Origin of the sequence: Neptunomonas japonica JAMM 1380, from assembly GCF_016592555.1 — a bacterium.
In the GTDB taxonomy this organism is placed as follows: Bacteria; Pseudomonadota; Gammaproteobacteria; order Pseudomonadales; family Balneatricaceae; genus Neptunomonas; species Neptunomonas japonica_A.
In genome coordinates this window covers 2,530,236-2,555,852 of record NZ_AP014546.1, presented here as the reverse complement: position 1 = coordinate 2,555,852, position 25,617 = coordinate 2,530,236, and the positions used below count along the sequence as shown (strand labels likewise).

Below are 25,617 nucleotides of genomic sequence, written 5' to 3'. Positions count from 1 at the left end.
AGATTATTAAATGACAATAAAGCACATATTTAAACAATACCCACATTGGCTGGTTTGTTTTGTGGCGGTATTACTGGTTACAGTTTATTGGAGCATTTTGGCCAGCGATAGTTATGTGTCGCAAAGTAATGTTGTGCTGGAAAGCCCACAGGTTACTGTACCCAATATGGATGTTTCGGCATTACTGGGTGGTAATTCGGGTGATAGTGATATGTTATTACTTCGAGATTATTTATTGTCTGTTGATATGCTTCGAAAAATTGATACTGCATTAGGGTTTAGGGCGCACTATGCAAGTAGTGATATTGATTATTTTACCCGCCTTCGTTCTTCCGATGTGCCTATCGAGGAGTTGCATGAGTATTATCTTAAACAGGTTTCAGTAGAGCTTGATGATTACGCCCAAATTTTACGCATTAATGTAAGTGCGCTAACTCCGGAAATGGCGCATGCGATGACTTCTTTACTTTTAAGTGAAGGAGAGACACATATGAATAGAATGGGGCAGCGACTTGCTGATGAGCAAGTAAAATTTCTTGAGACCCAGGTAGCAGGCTTGAGCCTCAACTTTCAGTCAACAAGAAACAAGCTTATTGAGTATCAGAATGAAAATGGTTTAGTTTCCCCAGCAGGTACAGTGGAGAGCCTGAGTGCGGTTGTGGCTGGGCTCGAAGTAGAGCTTGCTAACCTACAAGCAAAGCAAACAATGTTAACGAGTTACCAAAGTAGTCGTTCACCGAGTGTTGTTAGGGGGGGGGATGAAATTAAGGCTATTCGACAACAGATTAAACAAGAACGTGCACGGATGGCTCAGCAGTCAGGTGGCGCGTTAAATACCCTCTCAGCAGAATATCAAACATTAGAGTTAAAAGTAGAGTTTGCAATGGAGAGTTATTCAGGTGCATTAGCTGCGCTTGAAAGTACTCGTATAGAAGCGGCTAGAAAGTTGAAACAAGTTTCAGTCTTACAGAGTCCAACACTACCTGAATATCCAGTTGAACCAAAACGAGTTCATAATATCGTTGTATTTACAGTTATTGCACTTTTTTTATCATTGATTGTTCATATGTTAGTGCTGATTGTTAGGGATCACAGAGATTAAGAGTTTGAACGGAAGTAAAGTTTTGAGTACAAAAATATTATGTGTTTTTGGTACTAGGCCTGAAGTTGTAAGAGCTGGGGCTGTCAAGCTTGTTGGAACAGATGCACAAGTGATTACTTAAGAAATGAATCAACTACTAACCAATAGAGCACAGTATAGCGTAATGCGCTTTGTCCATAACCCTTATGGTGATGGTAAATCTTGCCAGCGTATACTAGATAAAATTATTGATTATAAAGGGCTTTAATAAATGGAATTCAATACTATTTCTGTCATTGGTTTAGGCTATATCGGATTACCTACTGCTGCAATGTTTGCATCTCGCAAAAAAAAAGTTATTGGTGTAGATATTAACTCCGTAGCCGTTGACACAATAAACCAAGGACAGATACATATAATAGAACCAGAGCTAGATATGGTTGTTCACGCTGCTGTAACTGAGGGGTATTTAAAGGCCACAACAAAGCCTGAGCCTGCTGATGCGTTTTTAATAGCTGTGCCAACCCCTTTTAAAAATAATCATGAGCCTGATCTTAGCTATATTGAAGCTGCTTCAAAAGCGATAGCTCCAGTATTGGTAAAAGGCAATTTGATTATCCTTGAATCCACATCCCCAGTTGGAGCCACTGAAAAAATGGCTGGTTGGTTGGCTAATGAAAGACCTGATTTGTCATTCCCGGGTGAAGCCGGAGAAAGCTCTGATATTAGAGTTGCTCATTGTCCTGAAAGGGTATTGCCTGGGCATGTGATGCGGGAATTAATAGAAAATGATCGTATTATTGGAGGGATGACTCCAAAGTGCACGGCTGTATCCGTTGAGTTGTATAAAATATTTGTAGAAGGTGAGTGCGTTACAACAGATACCCGAACTGCTGAAATGGCGAAGTTGACTGAAAATAGTTTCCGAGATGTGAACATTGCTTTTGCTAATGAGCTTTCAGTTATCTGCGATAAGCTTGATATTAATGTTTGGGAGTTGATCAGATTATCTAATCGTCACCCACGAGTAGATATTTTACAGCCGGGGGCTGGCGTTGGCGGGCATTGTATCGCTGTTGATCCTTGGTTTATTGTTAATTCAAACCCTGAAGAGGCCAAGCTTATCGGAATGGCAAGGGAAGTAAATGATTCTAAGCCAGGCTGGGTTATCTCAAAGGTTAAAGAAGCAGCTGGGAAATTGGTTCAGTCTGGTAAAAAAGAAGACAATATTACGTTAGCTGTATTCGGGGTTGCCTTTAAACCAGATATTGATGATTTGCGAGAAAGCCCCGCTCTGAGCATCGCCCAACAACTGCATGATCAGTTTAAAGGCAACTTGATGGTTGTTGAACCAAATATAGAAGTCTTACCAGATAGTTTAATAAATGCAACTCATACGACGAAAAGTAATGCAGTAGTTGAGGCTGATGTTGTTGTTATGCTTGTTGCACATAAAGAGTTTAAAGAAATGAAAGTAAGTACTATACAGGCTGAAGTTATTGATGCTGTAGGGGTTTTTTCAACTCAACAAAGTTAATAGATTATTTAGTGATCTTTCAATTCAAACAACCCTGAGTATTTGGTAGTAACAATGACTAAAAGAGCGTCCGATTCGGAAATGGAATGCAATAAAAATGTTGAGCCTTCATGTGATGATAAAGTATCACTAGATGACCTTGAGTTAAAAAATGTAATTGAAAAGTTTAAAGTCTTGACAGAAAGGGAGAAAAACCTCAATAAAGAAAAGGATGCTCTTAAGAAAGAAATTGTAAAACTAAATATTAAACTTGTGAAAGAGGAAGATAAGTACAAGGGCATGCTAGCGCGTGAGAAAAGCTATCAAAATCAAATTAGTTTGATTGATTCGAAAATAGATAAAGTAAAAAAAACCATTTCGTTTCAGTTAGGCTATTCAATAATACAGGCAACTAAATCATGGAGTGGTCTGGTAAATCTTCCTTCAGAAATTTTCAGAATAAACAAAGAATCAAAGCTAAGAGCTAAAGCTAATAAGAATTCCACACTTACTAAAGCAGGTTTTAATAGTATTAAAGATTGTAAGAGTAATACTAAAACTGCGCCAGTAATGAAGTTGCCAATAGATAGGCCTCTACGTGTTGCTGGGGTGATGGATGAATTTACCTTTCACTCATATGAACCAGAATGTGAATTGTTACAAATTGAACCTGATAAATGGATGGATCAGCTTAACAATTTTACACCTGATTTTGTGTTTATAGAATCTGCCTGGAAAGGTGTTGATGGGAGTTGGCAGACCAAGATTAGCAATGTCTCTGATGAGATTTTATCCGTAATACAATGGTGTAGAGGAAATAACATACCAACTTTATTTTGGAACAAGGAAGATCCAGTTCATTTTGATACGTTTATTGAGATGGCAAAAAAAGTTGATTATGTTTTTACAACGGATATTGATTGTGTGCCTAGGTATAAAGCGATTGTAGGTCACGAGCGAGTACATTTTTTGCCATTTGCAGCACAGATAAAAAATCATAATCCTATAGAGCTTTATAAAAGAAAAGATGCTTTTAACTTTGCTGGTTCATATTACTTACGCTATCCCGAGCGCCAACGTGATTTTGCAGCTCTAATTGGTGCAGTTAAAGCTTTTAAAGAGGTCGATATCTATGACCGCAATTTTGATAACCCCCATCCTCACTATACCTTTCCTGATCAATATAAATCGATGATTTTGGGGCGACTACCCTTTTCTGAAATTGGTCGGGCTTATAAGGGATATAAGTATGGTATAAATATGAACACGATAAAAAATTCGCAAACTATGTTTGCACGTCGTGTTTTTGAGTTGCTAGCATCAAATACGGTCGTAGTGTCAAACTTTTCGAGAGGAGTTCGCTTATTATTTGGTGACCTTGTAATATGCTCAGATAACGAGAAACAGTTAAAGTTAAGCCTCTCTTCAATATGTAACGATGAACTTAAATATAAAAAATTCCGCTTACAGGGCTTACGTAAGGTAATGTCAGAGCATACGTATACACATAGATTAATGTATATATCCTCTAAGTTGAGTGAAGTAGAAAAAGAAGTAAATAAGCCAGATTTATATGTGTTGTGTTTTGTCGATAACAATGAAGAGTTGAACTCTATCATTGAAAATTTTAATAGGCAGGCTTATACAAATAAGAAATTGATTGTTTATTCGGAAGAAGTTGATTTATCCCACGATAATTCAATTAAGGTTATTTCCTCAAAAAGTGATTTTTCTAATGCTCTTCAATCATTACCTAATGACTCATATTTATGTGGGATGTCTTCTCGTGATTATTATGGGAATAATTACTTAGTAGATTTGCAGTTGGCAACAACATATTTTGATGGTAACGCAGTAGGGAAATTAAACTTCTATCATAAAAATGATGGAGTACTCGAGATTAGAGTGAGTGGCAGAGAATATACAGAAAGCAAAGAGTTACTGTTTACTGCATCTGCTTTAAGATCAGAATGTTTAGATGATAAGTTTATAAAGGATTTGATTAGTACTAAAGGAGAGTTGGCGCTGGCTCTTCCAAAAATGCTTTCAATTGATGAGTTTAACTATATAAAAAATGTAGGAATTCTTAGTAAATCAGATTTGAATATTGTGAGTGATGATGACCTGGATCAGGGTGTATCACTAGAATTGATTTCTAAGTCAGTAGCTAATGTTGTAGGGGGTGTTAGCTCTAGTGATTCCGCCGCTAGCGAGGTGCCTAGACTGTCAGCTAAACAAATTGCGAGCTGCTTTAATAGTCGTGCAGGGGTTGACTTTAGTTTTAAGTTAGATCGGCTAATTATGAAGTCTAAAATTCCAACCGATAAACATGCATACTTTTATGCAAATAAAACCTTTAGCAGAGAAGAACTGAACCTCATACTAAATAGTCAATTTCAGTTAGTAATTGATGGCAGTTTGGAGGTTAAAACAGTTTTTGAATTCCAAGATAAAAATGGTGCAAAAATATCACACCAAATGAATAAAGCTGGTGGTAAGCATTCTCTGGCCATTCCAGAGCACTGTAGTAGTATTCGTTTTGGGTTTCGTGTGCAGGGAGGTGGTAGCCTAGTTATTAGAGAACTTCTGTTAGGAAGGGGTAATGAGCAGCCTTCGGCAGTAATATGCCGATCAAAGACACTCGTATTAACAAAGCAGTATCCCTCTTATGAAGATCTTTATAAATATGGATTTTTACATAGTAGAATAAGAGCATATAAAGAGTCAGGTGTTGATGTTGATATATTTCGTATTAATAATAACGAAAAAGGTGTGAGGGAATTCGAAGGAATTGATGTTATTTCAGGTGATAAGGACTTACTTGATTCAACTTTAGCTGCTGGTCATATCAGTCATGTATTGGTCCATATGCTAGATAGCAACATGTGGAATGTTCTCAAAAAATATATTGAAAACTTGAAAGTGACTGTCTGGGTCCACGGTGCAGAAATACAGCATTGGAAGAGACGGGAGTTTGAGTTTGAACGAATGACTAGTACTGAAGTTGAAAGGCAAAAAAGATTGTGCGATAAACGGAATAAATTTTGGAAAGAGTTGATTGCCAAAGAATATAGAAATTTTCATATGGTTTTTGTTTCTGAGTATTTTGTTGAAGAGGTCTCACAGGATTTAAATATTAATTTTTCTAAAGATAAATACTCTGTTATTCATAATTATGTTGATAATAATGTGTTCTTATATCAGAAAAAACAGCCTCAGCTAAGAAACAATGTTTTGTCTATAAGGTCCTTTGCTAGCAGGAAGTATGGAAATGACCTTTCTGTAAACGCAATTCTTGAACTATCCACAAGAAGCTGTTTTGATAATATGAAGTTCCATTTAGTTGGGGATGGCGAATTATTTGATGAATTAACTGCGCCATTGAAAAACTTTAAAAATGTAATTATAGATAAACGTTTTCTTACTCATAGTGAAATCGCGACTTTACAGAATGAGTATGGAGTTTTTCTTAATCCAACTCGTTGGGATTCTCAAGGTGTGTCGCGTGATGAAGCTATGTCATCTGGTTTAGTGCCTGTTACTAATGATGTTGCTGCCGTATCTGAGTTTGCTGATAATAGTTGTGCTCGAATCGTGCCTAAAGACGCTTACATCAAACTGGCTGATGCGCTTGAAGAACTATCTAATAATGAGGCTTTATTCTTGAGCCTTTCTTCTGCTGCAGCGGCTAGAGTTAGAATGCAATGTGGTTACGGTTCAACCATAAACAAAGAGTTAAAATTAATTTCCTGAAATTAATTTTTAATTTTCGTTCAATAACTTATTAAATTAGGGTTCGTTATTTTTATGATGAGTGATCAAAAGTATAAGGATCTTAGTTTTATATCAGATGAGTTGGGACGACGAATGTATTATAAATTTTCGCCTGCAGATAACCCAGCTGATAGCCCTTTGTTGGTTATACTACATGGCCATACTTTTTCTGCTAAACCAAGCCGCTATAGGAATTCTGATTGGAATGTTCTCGTGCCAATTGATAATTATGGTGTGGAGCAAGCCGGTTCTTGGTGGCTGGGTGAGGGTGGTGATTTCTTTGTTAAATCTTTACTTGAGCGTCTGGTTCAGAAAACTCAGGAAAAGATAGGGTCAAATAGAGGCTTGTATTTTTGGGGTTCATCTATGGGGGGCTATGGTGCCCTCTTGCATGGTATTTTATTAGGCGCTGATGCTGTTTATGCCAACATTCCTCAGATTAAGTTACTAGATACAAGTTATTCAGCCAGTGGCATGGGAAAATTCTTTGGGCCTATATTTGATAAAGATTTGGAGTTTAATGATCTGACTAATCTTATCGATGGTAATAAAAAACTCCCTTTATTTTATATAGCTCAGGCTCGGTTTGATCATAAGAACTATTTGGAAGAGCATGCGCTATATTTTTTGGATAAATGCCGTCATCATGATGTGAACGTGCATTTTGAAATAGCACCCATTAAAGGGCACAAAATAATCCATAGTATAGATGACTGTGTTCAGTTGATGGAGGCTTATACACCGAAAACGGCGCCTAAAAGTATATCTGCAGATCTTAAAACAAATATTTCATCTGCTACATTTGATGTTTATTCAAAAGATTTAAGAAGCTTCTTTAATGAAAATTCAATTTTCATAGGGAAAAATATTATAGAGAATGGATTATGGAGCGTAGCTAGTTTTCCAGAGTTTCAGCTGTTAGATAAAATAAATTGGAAGGATAATCCTTTTAACAATAGAACTTGGATTTGGTATTTTCAGCAGCTACACTTTCTTCCGTCATTAATTGCTTACGACTTGCACTTTACAAGCTGCAACGGTGTAAATAAAGCCATTTCCATCGTTAAATCATGGGTTGATGCGGATGACTCGGGTCATCAATCCGATGATGCATGGCATGATCATGGCACCGCTCTTAGGGCAAAGAATATACTTTTGTTGATTGAATATCTCGAAAAAACAAACATATTAAGTGAAGACTTAATTTTTCTTAAGACTATTATTACTATTCATGCTAATAAATTGTTAGATGAAAGTTTCTATTCAAAAGGAACTAATCATGGTCTAGATCAAAGTTTGGTTTTATTTCAGATATCCAGTTATCTCGGTGATCATCCATTATGTGATAAGTGGAGGAATGAATCTCTTGAGAGGCTGAGATATGAGCTTAATAATTCGTTTTCATCTGATGGCGGTCATGTCGAAAATAGTCCTGGGTATTTAGTTTATGGAATTAAGCAGTATATTAACGTCATATCTACAATAAATGATGTCGATAGCAAGTTAGCTAATTCATTTGTTGAAGGTAATGTTATAGATAAGTCTTGTTTGGCTTTGGCTTTTTTTGTGAAACCTGACGGTACTTTGCCTCTGTTTGGCGACACAGCCAAATTTACGGTTACGGATTTCTTTGGGACTTTTAAGCCTGCTGCTTATGATTATTTTTTATACTCTATAAGAAAAGGGTCTGTTGGAGCTATACCTGAATGTAATGATCTGATATTAAAAGATAGTGGTTGGGCTGTTTTTAGAAGTAGTTGGAATCGTCATGACTTTAATAAACATTTACACTTTGTATTTAAGTGCGGTTTCTTGAGTACATATCACCGCCATGATGATGATACAAGCTTCACTTTATATGCTTATGGGCAAGATTGGTTTATCGATGGTGGTTTATATAAACATGAACCTAAAGACCCTATGAGAGTTCATTTCCGGTCTGCTGATTGTCATAATATTACTTCACCGAATGGCATTCGGGCGCACCGTGATAGATCGTATTCCAATAAAACAGGTATAAAGGACTCAGGTATATCTAACGATATTTCCTATGTATTAGGTGAATCTCACATGTTTAAAGGGTTCACCTGCTCAAGAAAAGTTGTTTATAATCGGCTAAACGAAACTATTAACTTTACCGATTTTTGTAAACCTAATTCTCCTTTAACGATAAAAGCAATTAAAGATAAAATGTCAAAAGAATGGGTTACTTATGTAACTCGTTTTTTAATACCGCTGGATATTGAAGTTTCAATTGATGGTAATAAAATTTTATTAAAAGGGAATGATAAAACACTACTTATAAATGCTATTGATTTTAAAGGTAAGATTTATAAGTCATCAGGAAAGAAAGATCCAAAAATTAAAGGCTGGACATCACAAACTGCAAATTCTTATGAAAGAGCTACGTGCCTTGAATTTATGCATTTTGAAGAGAGCGTTAAATTCAATTTTGACATCTCATGGATCAACACTGCTAAAAATGATCATGTAATCAATGATTTTATTTTTTCAGCTTCTGCTAATAATGATTTTATTAATGTATCTACTTCGCTTATTAACGCCTCTTCGAAAAAGTTGAAGTACGCTTTTTACCTCATGAATGGAGATGTTAAATTAGAACAAATTTGGTATTCTTCAGATTTTAGTGCCCGTTTCGATTTCAAAGACAGTTATAAAACATTAGAACTGTCTGTTATTTGTTTTATTAGAACTGAAGCGGGCGTTCAATTGAGAAAACGTGTTAAAGTACACTTATTAGGTGCTATCTAGTGCGAGTTGCAATTATTTCAGATGAACTTACTTTTTCGTGTTTAGATAAGTCAGTAGATTTACAAGTCATAACCCAATTCAATTACCGTTTATTACTTCGTTTTGTTCGCCCTGATTTTCTTATTGTAGAATCTGCGTGGTCAGGCTTGCGTAATAAATGGAAGTTTAAGGTGGCTGCTTATCCTGATCATCCAAATAGAAACAATAGAGCTCTTCTTCGAGTGGTTGATTATGCTAAAGACTTAGGAATACCTACCGTCTTTTGGAATAAAGAAGATGGAGTTCATTTCGAGCGTTTCATTGATAGCGCAAAGCATTTCGATCATATTTTCACGGTTGATGAGACTTGTATTTCTCGTTATCGGGAAGTCGTTCCTGAGTCTACCACGGTGAATACTTTAATGTTTCCAGTACAAACCTGTTTCCATTCATTTGAAGGCTTTAATTTTAAAACTAATAGAGCAAATTTCACAGGTAGCTACAGTAATCACATTCACGGTGAAAGGAGACGGCGGCAGGACTTTTTATTAAAAGCAGCAAGTGATGTTATAGGTCTTACAGTTTATGATCGCAACTCGGATAGAAAGTCTTCTAACTATCGTTACCCAGATTTTGGTGATATGGAAATTCGTTCTTCTGTTCCTCATGATAAAACGGCTCAAATCTATCGTGATCATCTTGTGTCACTTAATGTTAATACAGTAGTTGATTCTCCTACGATGTATTCTAGGAGACTAATTGAAATTATTGGCTGTGGTGGAATTGCTGTAACCACGCCTGCTCAATCGGTAGATAAGTATTTTCAAGAGTACTGTTACGTTGTTGATAGTTATGAAGAAGCATTTGAGCTTTTTACAAAGCTAAGTCATGGTCCTTCAGCTGGTGATCTTGAGCGTTCTAGAGCTGGTGCTGAATATGTGAAACAGAATCATACTTGGGAGCACCGTCTTAATGATATCGCTCGAGTTCTCGGGATATGATCAGTAATTGTCCTGATAATGAGGACGAGATTAACGCTGCTGTATCTGTGTCTAATTTTGGCATCTGGCGAAATAGGTATATCACCCAGTTTTTTGCGAACTCCCTTTCTGTTGATTTTCCGCTATATCGTCATGCTAAGTTACCTCGACTTGGGTGGGGGTTAAAGTCTAGTGGTAAAGGTGCGATTAAACTTGGTTACTCAATGGGTAGTAACCATATATTACTTGAAGATGGTTTGTTGAGGTCGTTGGGGTTAGGCGTTAATGGTTATCCGCCTCATAGCTTATGCTTTGATTACTCCGGCATTTACTATAACTCATTTGAAATCAGTGACCTTGAAAACAATATTGCAGCTGCTAATAATCTATCTATTTCCGAGTTATCACGTGCAAAAGACTGTATATCAAGTCTAAGGTGCAATCGACTTTCTAAGTACAATGCAGCTCTGGATAAATTCATTCTGATTCCAGACGGTAGGAGAGCTGTTCTTGTTGTTGATCAGACTTTTGGTGATGCGTCTATCGAATATGGTATGGGCTCTGCGAACAGCTTTAGTGAGATGCTAGATGCGGCTGTTCTGGAAAATCCGGAAGCAGAAGTCTTTGTTAAAGTACATCCTGATGTAGTGGCCGGCAAAAAAAAGGGCTACTTGCTTGAAGCAGCCAAAAAACATAACTGCCGAATTTTATCTGAGGACATAAACCCTTGGTCTGCATTTGATGTCGTTGATCATGTTTATGTTGTTACCAGCCAACTTGGTTTTGAAGCACTGATGGCGGGTAAAAAAGTCACCTGTTTTGGTATGCCGTTTTATGCTGGCTGGGGGCTTACTGATGATCGTCAAGTATGTGACAGGCGTGGTGTTTCTCGCTCGTTAGAACAAGTGTTTTATGCGGCTTATATTCAGTATTGCCGTTATATAAACCCTTACACTGGTGAGCGCTGCCAACTTGAAGACACTATTAAGCTAATCGCTCATCAGAAACAGCATCTTGAGTGTTATCGTGGTCGATGGCTTGCTAGCGGTTTTTCTAAATGGAAGAAAAAATTTATACCTGACTATTTAGGTTTAGGTACGAGTGTCAATTTTACACAGAACTTGGATAAGGACGTTAAGCAGCTAAAACCGGGTGATAATCTACTTGTCTGGTCTAGTCGTTTAGGTGATGAAATAGAAGGCCTCTGCGAAAAGAATCATCTTAATCTATGGTGTATGGAAGATGGCTTTTTGCGCTCAGTAGGCTTAGGTGCTGATCTTGTTCGCCCTTTGTCATTGGTGATCGATTCCTGCGGTATTTATTATGACTCAACTAAGCCTAGTGATCTTGAAGATATACTGAATACCTATGTGTTTGATGATCATCTATTGCTACGGGCCAAACAGGTCCGAAACCAGTTAGTTGAGCTTAAGTTGTCTAAATATAATGTAGGTGTTTCAACAGCGCTTACTTTGCCAAATAATAGAAAAATTATTTTGGTTCCTGGCCAAGTCGAGACAGATGCTTCTATTGCTAAAGGCTCGCCGGTTATTAAAACAAATCAAGAGTTGTTGGCTATTGTCAGAAAAGAAAACCCAGATGCTTTTATTATTTATAAACCTCACCCTGATGTTTTGAGCGGCGGTCGCCTTGGTGAATTGGCAGCAAGTGCAAATACGTTACACGATTTAATTGTTACCGATATGTCGATAACTGATCTGTTTGATGTGGTTGATGAAATTCATACCATGAGCTCATTATCTGGTTTTGAGGGATTATTGAGAGAGAAGAAGGTTTTTACCTACGGCATACCTTTTTATGCAGGTTGGGGGCTTACCGTCGATTATTTATCGTGTGAGCGCCGCAGCAAGCAGCTAACACTCGACCAATTAGTTGCAGCAACTTTAATTTTATACCCTATTTATGTTGACCCTCATTCAGGTGATGTTATCGACATTGAGACGGCTATTGAGTTACTTAGTAACAAGCTAGGAAACCCACAAGGCCCCACTATTAAGACACGTATGTATAGGCTGGTCAGAAATGCATGCTTTAAAAAGTAATGAAAGCGTGAGTAATATCGACGCACTAAAGGCATTAGCGGTAAAGGCTGGGGGTGCCATCATGAGTATTTATCAGTCTGATTTTTCCGTTACAGATAAACCTGATCTTAGCCCTGTTACAGAAGCAGATATCGCTGCGCATAACATTATTGTAAAAGGTTTGTCATTGTTAACTCCTGATATTCCCATTTTGTCGGAAGAGTCTGCAGATGATATAAAAAATTCTCGTGTAGGTTGGAATACTTTTTGGTTGGTTGATCCTTTAGATGGCACAAAAGAGTTTATCAAGAGGAACGGTGAGTTTACGGTTAACATCGCATTGATAAAGGATGGTGTACCTGTTTTTGGTTTGATCTATGTCCCTGTATCTCAAATTTTGTACTGGGGGAGTGAAGAAGGGGCATTTAAGCAGACGTTAGGTTCTGGTGTTGAATCCATTAAAGTTGCGGGCTTACCTAGTATGCATGAAAAGTGGCGTGTGGTCGGAAGTCGGTCACATCAATCACCAGAATTTGAACAGTTTGTTTCACGCTTACCTCAAGCTGAAACGATATCTATCGGTAGTTCACTTAAGTTATGTTTAATAGCTGAAGGAATGGCTGATATTTATCCTCGTCTAACGCCGACAAGCGAGTGGGATATAGCAGCAGGGCACGCTATTGTTAATGCCGCAGGAGGGCAGGTTTTATTGCTCTCATCTTTAGCTCCACTTGTGTACAACACAAATTCTGATTCGTTGATCAACCCTGATTTTATTGCATGTGCTGAAACTTGCTCAATCTGGAGTCATAGCTAAGGTGAAAATTGTAATTACCGGTGCGACTGGCTCAATTGGTGGTGCATTGGCTCGCGCTTATGCTAAAGATGGGCACTCCTTGATTCTACAAGGGCGCAAAGCTGATCAGTTAGCTGTATTACGCGATGAATGTTTAGCCTTAGGTGGCTTGGCGTCGGTTGTAAGCTTTGATCTTAGCGACTTGATGCAAACGCGCCGTTGGTGTGATGAGCTCGTTACTTCAGGCGCGCCAGATCTGGTTATTGCTAATGCCGGAATGAATATTAATACCGGTGAAGATCAGTCTGGTGAGCAGTGGGAGCAGATGGAGGCGTTGCTGGACCTTAACGTTAAATCAACTCTTATGTTGGTCCATCATATGGCATTAGCGATGAAGGAGCGCAAAACAGGGCAGTTAGTATTAGTTAGTTCCTTAGCTGCTTTTTATGGCTTGCCCGTTACACCCACTTATAGTGCGAGTAAGGCTGCACTTAAAGCATATGCCGAGGGTATTCGTGGCTGGCTAGCACCGCATAATGTGGGTGTATCTGTTGTCATGCCTGGGTATGTGTCTTCAAAAATGTGCCATGCTATGCCGGGGCCTAAGCCGTTTATGTGGACGCCAGAACGAGCTGCGTTGGTTATTAAACAAGCAGTAGTTAAAAATCGTGCACGTATTAGTTTTCCGTTCCCCCTTAATTTTGGTTGTTGGTGGCTGGCTGTGTTGCCGCCAACTATTTCGCAACGCATTGTGAAGTGGCTCGATTATGCCGGTTGATACTGCTTTGGCGTTGTCGGCTTTCGCGTCACTCGTGCCTACGTTGATAGCACCTATCATGATGGTGGTGTTTATTACTTTTGCTATGGAGTGGCTACTTGAGCCTAGAGCGACAACTTTTTGGCGGCGTCCACTCGCCATCTTATGCTTACATTTAGGTAGTTTTTTGCTGCTATTTAGCATATCGCTTTTACTATTTTGGCGCCCTTGGTTTGCTTTGTGTGTTGTATTGGCATTCCAGTTGTTAATAGTCTTGGTGAATAATGCCAAATACCACTCGATGCGTGAGCCGTTTCTGATCTATGATTTTGAATACTTTACCGATGCAATAAAGCACCCGCGTTTGTACCTACCTTTTTTTGGTATTTATAAGGCGATTCTAGCGGCTATAGGGTTTTTAAGCGTAGTGGCTTTAGGGTTAAGCCTTGAGACCTCTTTATTGGTTGAAGGCAGCTTTCTTAATGGGCTTTTGCTCTTTGGGTTAATGGCGCTGTTCTCATCTGCACTGATTGGTGTGAGTATTTCATTTAATAAAGTACAAATGACACTGGCGCCAGAAAAGGATTATTTGAAAGTAGGCCAGGTCGCTTTTATATGGCTATATGCTTTGGAACATTTGCGTTTTAAGCCCTCTAAGGATACCGCTCAGTGGAGTGTTGGTCACCTGGGTGGCAGCAAGCAAGACGATATTGATGCGTTAAGCTTGCCTAATGTGATTGCAGTGCAGAGTGAGTCTTTTTTTGATATACGCAAAGATTACGATCTTTTAAAGCCTGATGTGTTGGCCAAATATGACCAAATTTGCCAAGAGTCTGTCCAGTTTGGGCGTTTGTCTGTCCCTGCATGGGGAGCCAACACAATAAGAACTGAGAGCGCCTTTTTAACCGGTTTACCTGCTAGTCATTTTGGCGTTCATCAGTTTAGTCCTTATCGCTATTTCATGAAAAATAAGCAATTCACGTTAGCACATGTATTAAAAGAGAAGGGCTATCGCACGGTGTGCATCCACCCTTATCAGGCAAGTTTTTATATGCGTGACGAGTTGTACCCGCAATTAGGTTTTGATGAGTTTATTGATATTAACGCTTTTTCTAGTAAGCAAAAACAAGGGCAATATACCGGTGATGTGGCGGTTGCCCAGAAGGTTGGCGAGCTGTTAAAAGAGACAGATCGGCCTTTATTTGTGTTTGTTATTACAATGGAAAATCACGGCCCGTTGCATTTAGAGCAGCCACTAGATGCTGATAAAAAGCTTTTTTATAAAGAAAATAAACAACCCGATGGTTGTAATGATTTAACGGTATATGCACGCCATTTAAGTAACGCAGACCAAATGGCATCTATGTTGCGCCAGCAGCTACATAATGACGTTAGAGAAGGTGTAATGTGCTGGTATGGTGATCATGTACCCATTATGGCGGATGTGTATAGCGCTCTAGGAGAGCCTAGTGGGCTAACCGATTACTTTGTGTGGAGCTCAAGGCTCGATGAGCTGCAGGCAAATACTGCAGGCTTAGGCGAGGTGAGTATGGATGTCTCAGACTTAGTGCCTTTAGTTTTGGAGCAAGTGACTCGTTTATCGACTATTGATGAGAAGTCGGTTAGCTGAAAATAACAGCTGGGGTATTAGATGCGAGGTGGATGCTGTTCTAATAGCTTCTCTAACGGGCATACCGGCATCTCTAAGCGTTTAATGGCTTCTTCTACACCTAGCGCGATACCCGACTCACTGTAAAAGCCGCCATTGATTTGTGTCGTATGAATGACGGTATTACGAAATAGTCTAAATAGTTTGCCGTCTGGCTTATCTATATCATGCCAAAACTGATCGAGCGTACATTGTGCGGTCAAACCTGGTAGGTTAAAAATTGGGTCCGATAGCGCTAGCGTTCTACAGTTATGGATTAATGCGGAGTTACCAACAGTACTGTTGACGGTAATAAGCCCTTCACAATGATTTAATAAAGTAGGAAGGTGCCCACTCTCCAAATAGACCACTTTGCCTTCAATGCCCATCTCTTTCTCAAAGCGAGCTATGACCTTCTTAAAATTAGTAAATCCGGTATCTAAAGGGTGGTTTTTAATCAGTAATATTGAGTCTTTGGGTGCGCAGTGAGCAAACGAGTGCATGACTTCTTGTATGACTGTAGCCATATTTCCATAGGCAGAGTGCCGTTGAATCTGGCTATCGCTATCTAACTGAAGAGGTAATATAAAGAAGGGCTTTTTGCTAGATAGCAGAGAGTCTATTCGTTTTTTATCTCGATGTTCGTAATAAGGCATTTTGGCAAAACGATACCCCCAGCCGGCCAGCTCTATACCAGAAATATGTGGGCGATGTGTCTGATAGCCTTTATAGGAAACAGGGTTTAAGATATTAGGAAAGTGATAACCTATTTCATGAGCCGCTAACATCAAAGTAGGATTTTTAACGGGCTGCCCATCTTTGTAGGAAGGGATATCTTCCCCGACTTCACGATACCAGTCTGGGTCTTTGGGCAGGCGTGAATGGCCATTAATTCCGTCTTCTTCCATCGTTAGCCAATTAGGCCGAAAGTAACCCTCTTCGAATATATGTAAACGAATAGCATATTTTTTTGCGAGGGATACTGCGGGAAAGTTCACCGGGCGGGTGTCGCCTACCATAATGATATCGGTAATCTGATGAGTGCTGAGTTTGTCTTCTAAATACTCAGGCAGCTCAGAAGCATTCCCTCGAAAATTCCACGCGGGTTTGTTTTTCCTCCAATACACAAAGTCGCCCGCGTTGAAGTTTATCCGGTGTACCTGTGCACCTAATGATAAAATTTTATCGGCTAAGCGTGAAAAGAATGGGCTTGTTGGGCCTTGAAGAAATAGGAACGTCCTGTGTTTCACTGAATAGTAGCCCGCTAAGCGTTAAAGAAGAGATTTTAAAGTGTCTAGTGTGTACTTGATTTGTTCTTCGCTGTGCTCGCATGATAAAAAGAAACGTAGTCGGGCACTTCTTTCTGGTACCGCAGGGTACAGAATAGGCTGAACGTTAATACCTTTTTCAAGCATAGCAGCAGATGCATTTGCTGCTTTGACTGAGCTACCTAAAATGATAGGGATGATTGCTATGCCAACACTCTCACCGGTATTGAGCCCTAAGGCTTTGGCTTGTTGAATAAAGCTTTGTGAAATTGATCTGAGCTTCTGTATCCGTTGTGGCTCTTTATGAATAAGTTGTAATGAAGCCAGTGCGGCGGCGGCTGTTGGTGCCGGTAAACCAACACTGTATAGGAAGCCAGGAGATAGATAACGAAGGTTTTCTACCAAGGCAGCGGAGCCTGCAATATAGCCTCCACAGCCGGATAAAGTTTTACTTAAGGTGCCCATCCAGATGTCGACATCTTGGCCTGCAATGCCTGCTTCTTCACGTAGCCCTTTTCCTGTTTCTCCTAGTACGCCAAACGAATGAGCTTCATCGACCATCAAAAAGGCCAGATGTTGACGTTTTATTTCAACCAAGCGTGCAAGATCAGGATGATCTCCATCCATGCTGTACAGGCCTTCTACGACGATAAGCACCTGCTCATATTGGCCGCGATGTTCTGTTAAAAGCTTGTCTAATGCATCCAGATTGTTATGTGTAAAAGGGATGCGCTTGGCACCAGAAAGCTGAGAACCAACCACAGAGCTGTTGTGAATATATTCATCGTGGATGATGAGGTCTTTAGGGCCGAATAAATATCCAATAGTAGATACATTGGTCGCGTGGCCACTTACATAAACAAGCGCATCTTCTACTTCATATGTAGATGCGATAGCGTGCTCTAATTCTTGATGAATAGGGCGCTCGCCCGAAACAATACGGCTAGCAGAGACCGACGTACCATACTGAGTTATTGCATCGATGGCGGCCTGGTTAACATCAGGGTGCCCTGACAAATCAAGGTAATTGTAACTGGCAAAGTTTATAACACTCTTGTCATCAATGAGTGTTGTTGCTCCGGCAGTGCCTTGATGTACTTTGAAAAAAGGGCTAGGTACACCGAGTGTTTTTGCACTGTTTTTAATAATTTGAAGTTGCTTGTATCCAGGATGTTGCTCAAAGCTCGTGTGCTTACTTAACTTATTATTGGTGCTTTTTGGAGCGGCAGGCTTCCAGCCTGCAGACTCTACTTTCTTTAATTTTTTATCCAGTGTTTGTTGGATGAGTTTTTGCTTTAGGCTTTTTGCTAAATTCATAGAGCTCATTCTTGGCTATCTCCCTCTGCCGAGTGCTGGCTGAGCACGTGTTTAGCCATATCGTCACTTTCTTGGTGTTCGCCTCGTAGCTGTGAAACCAAACGTGCACTTAGCTTCGTCAGTGTTGGTGTTTCGCTAAGCGCCATGACTGAAATGGTTACACCTAAAAGAGACTCAATAGCAGACATCAGTTCAACGCCCATTAATGAGTCGAGACCCATATCGTACATTGAGCGATTGATATCGAGTTTCTCTTCCGAGATCATCAGAATTTGGCTCAACTTTGAAGTCAGCAGCGCTAGAATCGTGTCTGTTAGCTCTGCATCACTCATTGCCAGTAATTCAGATAACTCTAGGCGGTTATCATCTTCGTTGTCGTTGTCATTACTAGTTAATGATACTTCTCTGAATTTAGCTTGGTCAGATGTTGGCAAGAAGCGGTTGAGTGATCCCCAATCAAATTCTAGTACGCCCATGCTGCCAATATTATTGATAATCATTTGCTCAAGTGCATTCAGCGCTATATCTGAAGCAAGTGCTTTACCACCAATACGGCTTTGTAGGGCGTCTTTTATTTTTTCGTTACGAGCAAGGAAGCCTACATCGTCAATGGCTCCCCAGCGAGGGCAGGTCGCTGGTTTACCGCGTAATATTCTATTTGCAGTTAAGGCTTCTAACCAGTGATTGGCGGCCACATAGCTGCTTTGCCCAGGGTTGCCAAGCAAGGTGGTAGCGGAAGAGTAGAGGACAAAGAACTCAAGATCGAGGTTGTCAGTTAGCTCGTCTAGCCATTTAGCGCCTGCAATTTTTGGCGTCAGTACTCGGTCGATTTGCTCATTGCTTAAGTTGGCGGCTAGGCTATCTTCGATAACAGCCGCCGCATGAACGAGGCCTTTAATCGGCGGCATTGTTTCAGCAGCTTTTATCAGTAAGGTAGATAGCGCATCGCGATTACTGACGTCACATGCTGCAGCCATGACGTTAATCTCTTGCTGCTTAAATTCAGCTAATGCATTTTTAGCTTCATCTGAACTGGCGCCACTGCGGCTAATTAATACAAGATTTTTTGCCCCTCGGGATACTAACCATTGAGCTGTTTTTAGGCCAAAGCCTCCCAGGCCACCGGTAACAAGGTAGCTGGCGTTTTCAGATAAATTAAGCTGCTTTATTTGAGGCGCTTTATTAGATGCTTTCGTTAGTACTTCTTGTTCATAGGAAACAACAATTTTACCGATTTGCTTAGCTTGTTGCATAAATCTAAATGCATCAACAACATGGTTCGCATCAAATCTTGTATAAGGAAGAGGAAACAGTATTTCATCTTTAAAGAGCTGCATCATCTCTTGAAATAGACGGTGCGTTAACACGGGCTTTTCTTGCATCAGTTGGTCGGCATCAATGCCGAAATAGCTGATGTTATTACGAAACGGGCGCAAACCTATTTGCGTATTTTCATAAAAGTCGCGTTTACCTAATTCAAGGAAACGGCCGAAAGGTTTTAATACTCTAAAGTTCTGATTTATCGCTTCTCCTGCTAACGAGTTCAGAACAACATCTACTCCACGCTCGCCAGTTTCCAGAAGAATCTCTTCGGCATAAGTTAGGGAACGAGAATCATAAATATGCTCAACCCCCATCATTTTAAGGAAGTCGCGCTTACTATCAGAACCAACGGTGGCATAAATTTCAGCGCCAAGCCATTGAGCAATTTGTATCGCCGCTATACCAACACCGCCTGCAGCACCATGAATGAGTACTTTTTCACCAGGTTCTACGCGACCCAAGTAATGCATCGCATAATAAACGGTAAAGAAGGTGCTTGGTATGGTGGCTGCTGCTTCAAAGCTAATGCCCTGAGGAATATGCGCAATAGCGCTTGCTTGGGTCACAACTGAGTTGCTGAAGCTGGCAGGGCCAAAGCCGACGACTAAGTCGCCTGCTTTGTAATCTTGTACGCTACTACCTACTTCTGTGACTTCACCCGCAAACTCAAAACCTAACGTGGGGCCCGCAAAACCATTTTCAATCGCTTCGTCAGATAGTAGGCCTAGCGTGTACATTATATCGCGAAAGTTCAGGCCGGTTGCCTTGATATCGACGCGAATATCCTCTTCACCAATTATGGGTGTTGGCTTGGTAAACCAGTGGAGGTTTTTTAACTGGCCAGGAAGCTCAAAGCCAAGATAGAAGTCTTGTTTTTGTCTTGTGGTCAGAAGTTCTTGGACATTATGCTCAATTAACTCTTTTCTTAAACGAGGAGCGTAGCGGTAACCCTGCTCATCGAGGAAAAGCTCGTGTTCATTACTCGGGTTAAGGTATTCAGTATGTAGAGCATTGAGCTGGCTAGCTGATATAGATAATGAAGGGATGTCGATCAGGCGGATATGTGCCTGAGTTGCTTCGTTCATCAGTGTGCGAGCAAAACCCCATAGAGCCGCATCACCTGACATTATCGACTTATTAAACTGAGCGCTTGAATCATCGCATGGATAAGTATTGGCAACGCCCTGCGTGATTACCCACAAGGTCATAGGATGCGCAGCACTTTGTGCTGCATTAAAGAGCATGTTTAGTGCCTTGCAGCGAGAGGATATCTGCTCAATGCTACTGCACTCATTTAAGCCTGATAAGAACAAAATATTTTCAGTGTTAGCTGTATTTTGCTCCGCCCATGTCGATATGAGGGCTGCAGGGAGTGTTTTTGCTAAGGCTTGTGTAGAGGTGTTCTGTAGTTGTAAAGCAGAACTATGCGAATCCAAGAATGCTTTGCTTTCATCGACAAGAGCACAGTCTTCGTCATGTATAACTAACCATGACTGTGCTTCTGCTGATGTACTTATTGCTGTGTCTGTCTCTTTTATGGGAGCGTGCCCACAAATAATACTGACTGAGCTGTTATTGTAACTTTCAACAACCTGTAAGTTTTTCAGGCCAAACGCTGCAAAAATTTCTAACCACTCGTTAGCGCTGTGTTGCTGGCTGTTGTGTTCAGGCCACCATTGAGCGTTGCCTGCCATTAACAAATCAATCCAGTCCGCAGGTGTTGGTGCTATCAATAGAACCATAGCGTTACTGTCTGTGAGCAACTGGAGATGACGCATGAAGATGCCTAGATCACTTTGGCATGCTCCATTGAGGTTGATAATAACTAATTGATGATAAAAGCTATTATCAGCATCTATATCTAACAGAGATTGTGTTCTGAGTAACGGGTAGTCTTCTTGTAGATGTTCTGCTTTATCAATTGCATCTGAATTTAGGCTGCAAAAAGTATAGTCGCTGCGCGTGAAGTCGAGTTTTGCACATAGATGGCGAGCAAACTCAGGAGACTCAATACCCGCTTCGAGGATTCTTACTCGTTGTCCTGGTTGCTGTTCTTTCAGTTGCTCAATTAGCTGGACTAGCTGTGAGCTTATATCATGGATAATCAGTGAGTTTTGGCGAGCTTTAAGCAGCTCACCATACGTTGCTACATCAAGGCCCAGTTGCTCGCATGAGCGTTGAGCGTTGAGTAGCTCTTCTAGGTGTAAACCAAAGCGTCCCAGTGTTTGTGTAATATAAAAGTAATCTGGGTAGTCGCGCGCCATCATCTGCCAAATAACGTCGGCATGAATAGTATCATCAGCACTTTGATGAATAACCTGCCATGCTTCTTCTGTTACATTTATCATCTCCCTTTCGAGGGCGTAATGAATGATATAAGCAAACAGTTGCCCTGCATCAGGGCTCAATAGGCTGAGTTGTTCTTTATAAGCATGAGTGAGATTATTTGCTTGCTCAATCTTACTCAGTGCTTCGTAGACAAAAGCAGAGCCAAGTGCTTCAAATAGTGGTTCTATCTCTTGCGTGTATTGTTGTGATTTAGCTAATGAAGCGGCTGTTAGTGTATCGCTAATCTGTGCCGTAATATTCGGCAGTACAAGGTTTCCTACTGTGTGTGCTGGGGCTGCTGTTAAGTGGTAATCGAGAAAGTCTACCCGCTGAGCTGCCGACTTGTTTACGCGTACTGCTCTAAAGCGAGCTTCTTTTAGCGCAGCAATTTGAACACCATTCTCATCAAATAGTGAGAACTCAGCAGTAATTGAATGAGGTGAGCGCTTCAGTAATGAGGCTTTTGCTATATGTAGTTTATGCTCACCTGTACGTACAAATATTCGCCCAATTCTTGTTGGCACATAAGCAATACCTTGGTTGGCTGCTATTTGATCTTTCAAAAAGTGGATGATCAGCTGGAAAGCACAGTCGAGCTGCCCTGGATGCAAGATGTATTCAGGGTGTTGCTGTGGTGCAAATACAGCGACAACGTCTGAGTTGTTTACCCAGCCATGGCTAATCGCTTGAAACGCAGGACCGTAGTTGAGCCCTGCCGCACGGTTAAGCTCCAGGTGAGAACAAAGAGAGAAATCAGCATTGTGTGTCGGCAGTGAAGGCGCTTGGTCCGATAAATGTAATGTTGTAGGCGCTTTAAGGTAACGCCCGGTTGCGTTCTCTGACCACGCCTCGCCGTTGACGTATTCGCGGCTATTAATGGTGATATGCCCGCTATCCGGGTGAAGCGCTACACGTATTTTTTTACAGCTATTATCATCGAGCAGCAGAGGTGTCTTGATTTCAAATTCTTCAAGCTCAATGACGGGTTTTTCTGCTTTGGCTGTTATATCGATTGCTGCAAACATCAGTTCAGCAAAGCCCGCACCAGGAAAGACTATATTATCTCCCACCGCATGATCGACTAACCAAGGGTGCGCTCCAGTATCGAGTGTATTCTCCCATGTGTTTTCTATCTGCTTGGTGGGGTACCCAAGTAGAGGGTGTTGCTTCTCGCGCGTTAACATACCACTAGCTTCTGCTGTGATTTTATGCCAGAAGTGTTCGCGTTGCCATGGGTAAGCAGGTGTCTCGATGAGCTTGCCAGCCACAGGGAAGAGCTTCGCTATTTCTGTTGATTGCTCATCGGTCATGTTAATGATGACGCTTGATAATGTACGTTCAATGTTATCAAGGGAGTCATTGTTTTTATTGACAGTTCCTAACACCAGACCATCATGATCAGTATTTTTTAGTGCATCATTTAGATAGCTTTTAAGAACAGGATGAGCTCCTACTTCAATAAAAGTAGTAATGCCTTCGTTAATAAGGCCTTCTATTGAGTTCTGGAACTGCACCGGCTTTCTAATATTATCCCACCAATAACTCGCACTTAATTGTGAGCCTGATAGAAGGCCACCTGTGACAGTGGAGTAAAAGGGGAGTGTGCTGGTTTTAGCATTAACCTGTGTAAGGCTATCAATCACTTGTGATTTAACACTGTCCATGGCGGAGCTATGAAATGCATAGTTAAGGTTTAGGCGACGATAGAAGATATCGTGCTCTTTTAATAAACCTTCGAAGGTAGATAGCTGCTCGGGGTCACCCGCTAAAGTAATCCCTTTAAAACTATTAACGCCTGCTAGCTCAACTTTTTCAAGGCTGCGCTCTTTTAACCATGCGCTTGCCGTGTTGGCATCTAGCCCAGCTGCGGTCATTTCTCCTAAACCAGCAGTAAGTCCCTGATACTTACTACGATAGTAAATAACATGGACAGCATCTTCTAGAGAAAGTGCTCCGCTTGCCCATGCGGCAGCTACTTCACCAACACTGTGTCCGGTTACGGCTTTAGGGAAAATCATCTGTTCCCTAAGCACTTCAGTTATACCTACCTGAAGTGCAAATAGTGCGGGTTGTGCTATCTCGGTTTGTGCAAAGCGTTCTCTTCCATTAATACCTGCTAGTTCGTCGCTGAGCGAGTAGCCGGCAAGAGGTTGGAATATAGCATCGATTTTCTCAACAGCTACACGAAAAGTATCAGAGGTGCTTAAGAGGGTGCGGCCCATGGTTTCCCATTGGCAACCATTGCCCGAATAAACAAAAGCAATACCTGAGCTTGGTTTGTCCAGATAAAAAGGCGGTGTTTCTTCTGTTATCAATGCACGCAGTTTTCTTAAAGCGCTTGGTTTATCGCTAGCCCACGTCACATGTGCGATTGAGTGCCGCTCTTTACGGAAAAAATAATGGTAGGCAGTATCGTAAAAAGAGATGTCGTCTAGTTCAAGCAATGCAATTGTTTGCTTGATCGAGTCTTGAAGCGCCTGACTGTCGCGCGCGCTTACAATCAAAGGTAACGTTGATGTCTGCTCTAGTGCTTCTATTAGGTGCTCAGTGGTAGTAGGTGTTTGTGGTGGGGATTGCAGTATGACATGTGCATTGGCGCCACCAAAGCCAAACGAGTTGACACCGATAGTGAGCAAGCCTTGTTTTGCTAAAGGCATGTTTTCAGTAACAACGCGAATATTCCACTCATCAAAATGGATATTCGGGTTGGGATTTTTCATACTGATCGTTGCAGGTACCAGTCTATGCTTTAAAGAGTAAAGGGCTTTAGCCAGCCCAGCTACTCCAGAAGCTGTTTCCATATGCCCGAGATTACTTTTTACCGAGCCGATAGGTAATGGGGTGCTTCTTTGTTCACCTAAAGCAAGGCTTATCGCACGTGTTTCGATAGGGTCGCCAACGGCGGTGCCTGTACCATGTGCTTCAAGGTAATCTATTTGCTCTGCTGAAATACCCGCATTTTCATAGGTTTTCGCCATTAAGCTTGCTTGAGCATCGGGATTAGGTAGTGTTAACCCCGATTTGTAGCCGTCAGTATTAACACCAGAGCCAGCAACTACCGCCATAATGTCATCGCCATCTCTTAGCGCTGCATCATAATCTTTAAGGAAGAACAATCCGCCTCCCTCAGAGCGAACATAACCATCAGCGGCTTCATCAAAAACTTGGCAACGCCCCGTAGGTGAAAGCATGGTGGCTTTCGAGAAAGCAATAAAACCATAAGGGTGCAAGTGGAGGGAGATGCCGCCGGTTAATGCTTGTTCAATTTCTCCCGCACGAATGGCCTGACATGCCTGGTGAAAAGCAACCATTGAGGAGGAGCAAGCAGTATCAATAGATAAACTCGGGCCATGTAGGTCGAGTAAATAGGATATACGATTTGCAGCGATGCTTGTTGTGTTACCCGTAGAAATAGAGGAGTCACCAATGGTTAGATCTTCTGCAAAGCGGTATGCGTAATCAGAGCCAGAAATCCCTATAAAAACACCGCAATCGCTCCCTCTTATGCTTGAAGGGGAATGCCCAGTACTTTCAATCGCTTCCCACGCCAGTTCAAGTAAGACTCTTTGCTGGGGGTCTATTAAAGATGCTTCGCGAGGAGATATTCCAAAAAAACTGGCATCAAAGCCAGATACGTCACCTATTGAGCCTGCTGCAAACGTATAACTGGTACCGGGGTGTTTCTTGTCGGGGTGCTGATAAGCATCAAAAGACCAACGACCTTCTTCTACGTGCGTAACGAGGTCTTTGTTACCTATAAGATTATTCCAGATAGAGTTATCAGGGGAGCTAGGAAACCTAAATGATGCGCCAATAATAGCAATACGTTTTTCCATAACTTAAGCTCTATCCTCAGTGAAAAAATCTGATCGTAATTGTACGTAAAAGCCTACAATATTACAGGAATTTCACGTTGGTTTTTTTGTTTTTTAAGAACAGATTCTTATAGTAAGTTGTGTTTAGCTATAATCTGTCCTTAACTAGTAATATCAGGAACTACTTATGCCCTTTTGTTCTATGGATGTAGCCATGTAAA

13 protein-coding genes are annotated in these 25,617 nt (G+C 40.9%); 10 read left to right on the top strand and 3 right to left on the bottom strand.

Features of this window, described 5'->3' with window-relative positions:
• Positions 1-10: 10 nt before the first annotated feature.
• From NEJAP_RS11960 to NEJAP_RS11920, 10 genes are all read left to right on the top strand, one after another.
• Positions 11-1,102, top strand: coding sequence for a chain-length determining protein (locus NEJAP_RS11960; protein ID WP_201347456.1), 1,092 nt, complete (start codon positions 11-13; stop codon positions 1,100-1,102).
• Positions 1,103-1,226: 124 nt separating this feature from the next.
• Entirely contained in the window at positions 1,227-1,349 is a 123-nt protein-coding gene (locus tag NEJAP_RS19455; RefSeq protein WP_268927811.1) for a hypothetical protein, read from the top strand.
• Positions 1,350-1,352: 3 nt separating this feature from the next.
• A complete protein-coding gene (gene wecC, locus NEJAP_RS11955; protein WP_201347455.1) occupies positions 1,353-2,618 on the top strand; it encodes a UDP-N-acetyl-D-mannosamine dehydrogenase in 1,266 nt (421 codons plus the stop codon).
• Positions 2,619-2,672: 54 nt separating this feature from the next.
• Positions 2,673-6,350 carry a glycosyltransferase family protein gene (locus tag NEJAP_RS11950; RefSeq protein WP_201347454.1) on the top strand — a complete coding sequence of 1,226 codons (3,678 nt, stop codon included), beginning with the start codon at positions 2,673-2,675 and terminating at the stop codon, positions 6,348-6,350.
• A 54-nt stretch (positions 6,351-6,404) separates the two neighbouring features.
• Positions 6,405-9,143 (top strand): heparinase II/III family protein, encoded by a 2,739-nt coding sequence (locus NEJAP_RS11945; RefSeq protein WP_201347453.1) that lies wholly within the window; start codon positions 6,405-6,407, stop codon positions 9,141-9,143.
• Complete coding sequence (locus NEJAP_RS11940) at positions 9,143-10,123, top strand: CgeB family protein (protein ID WP_201347452.1); 981 nt, start codon at positions 9,143-9,145, stop codon at positions 10,121-10,123. Before NEJAP_RS11945 ends, NEJAP_RS11940 begins: the two co-directional genes overlap by 1 nt.
• Positions 10,120-12,165 (top strand): capsular polysaccharide biosynthesis protein, encoded by a 2,046-nt coding sequence (locus NEJAP_RS11935; RefSeq protein ID WP_236590915.1) that lies wholly within the window; start codon positions 10,120-10,122, stop codon positions 12,163-12,165. The genes NEJAP_RS11940 and NEJAP_RS11935 overlap by 4 nt, the downstream gene beginning before the upstream one ends.
• On the top strand, positions 12,146-12,961 hold the full coding sequence (cysQ, locus tag NEJAP_RS11930; RefSeq protein WP_201347451.1) for a 3'(2'),5'-bisphosphate nucleotidase CysQ: 816 nt from the start codon (positions 12,146-12,148) through the stop codon (positions 12,959-12,961). The genes NEJAP_RS11935 and cysQ overlap by 20 nt, the downstream gene beginning before the upstream one ends.
• A gap of 1 nt (position 12,962) precedes the next feature.
• The gene (locus NEJAP_RS11925; protein ID WP_236590914.1) at positions 12,963-13,718 is read left to right on the top strand and encodes an SDR family NAD(P)-dependent oxidoreductase; all 756 of its coding nucleotides are present in this window, start codon (positions 12,963-12,965) and stop codon (positions 13,716-13,718) included.
• Positions 13,708-15,327 carry an LTA synthase family protein gene (locus NEJAP_RS11920; protein WP_201347450.1) on the top strand — a complete coding sequence of 540 codons (1,620 nt, stop codon included), beginning with the start codon at positions 13,708-13,710 and terminating at the stop codon, positions 15,325-15,327. Before NEJAP_RS11925 ends, NEJAP_RS11920 begins: the two co-directional genes overlap by 11 nt.
• A gap of 17 nt (positions 15,328-15,344) precedes the next feature.
• Here NEJAP_RS11920 and NEJAP_RS11915 read toward each other — a convergent pair whose 3' ends face one another.
• The 3 genes from NEJAP_RS11915 to NEJAP_RS11905 are packed head-to-tail and all read right to left on the bottom strand — an operon-like array spanning position 15,345 to position 25,417.
• Positions 15,345-16,595 (bottom strand): capsule biosynthesis protein, encoded by a 1,251-nt coding sequence (locus NEJAP_RS11915; RefSeq protein WP_201347449.1) that lies wholly within the window; start codon positions 16,593-16,595, stop codon positions 15,345-15,347.
• A 21-nt stretch (positions 16,596-16,616) separates the two neighbouring features.
• Positions 16,617-17,939: an aminotransferase class I/II-fold pyridoxal phosphate-dependent enzyme gene (locus NEJAP_RS11910; protein ID WP_419197823.1), complete on the bottom strand. Its 1,323-nt coding sequence runs from the start codon at positions 17,937-17,939 to the stop codon at positions 16,617-16,619.
• Positions 17,936-25,417, bottom strand: a complete 7,482-nt coding sequence (locus tag NEJAP_RS11905) for a type I polyketide synthase (RefSeq protein ID WP_201347448.1) — start codon at positions 25,415-25,417, stop codon at positions 17,936-17,938. The genes NEJAP_RS11910 and NEJAP_RS11905 overlap by 4 nt, the downstream gene beginning before the upstream one ends.
• Positions 25,418-25,617 lie beyond the last annotated feature (200 nt).

Excerpts from the sequence above, each read along its gene's own strand:
- NEJAP_RS11910 (WP_419197823.1), bottom strand. The coding sequence starts at position 17,939 with ATGAGCTCTATGAATTTAGCAAAAAGCCTAAAGCAAAAACTCATCCAA.
- NEJAP_RS11935 (WP_236590915.1), top strand. The coding sequence starts at position 10,120 with ATGATCAGTAATTGTCCTGATAATGAGGACGAGATTAACGCTGCTGTA.
- NEJAP_RS11920 (WP_201347450.1), top strand. The coding sequence starts at position 13,708 with ATGCCGGTTGATACTGCTTTGGCGTTGTCGGCTTTCGCGTCACTCGTG.
- NEJAP_RS11945 (WP_201347453.1), top strand. The coding sequence starts at position 6,405 with ATGATGAGTGATCAAAAGTATAAGGATCTTAGTTTTATATCAGATGAG.
- cysQ (WP_201347451.1), top strand. The coding sequence starts at position 12,146 with ATGCATGCTTTAAAAAGTAATGAAAGCGTGAGTAATATCGACGCACTA.
- wecC (WP_201347455.1), top strand. The coding sequence starts at position 1,353 with ATGGAATTCAATACTATTTCTGTCATTGGTTTAGGCTATATCGGATTA.
- NEJAP_RS11960 (WP_201347456.1), top strand. The coding sequence starts at position 11 with ATGACAATAAAGCACATATTTAAACAATACCCACATTGGCTGGTTTGT.
- NEJAP_RS11905 (WP_201347448.1), bottom strand. The coding sequence starts at position 25,417 with ATGGAAAAACGTATTGCTATTATTGGCGCATCATTTAGGTTTCCTAGC.
- NEJAP_RS19455 (WP_268927811.1), top strand. The coding sequence starts at position 1,227 with ATGAATCAACTACTAACCAATAGAGCACAGTATAGCGTAATGCGCTTT.
- NEJAP_RS11950 (WP_201347454.1), top strand. The coding sequence starts at position 2,673 with ATGACTAAAAGAGCGTCCGATTCGGAAATGGAATGCAATAAAAATGTT.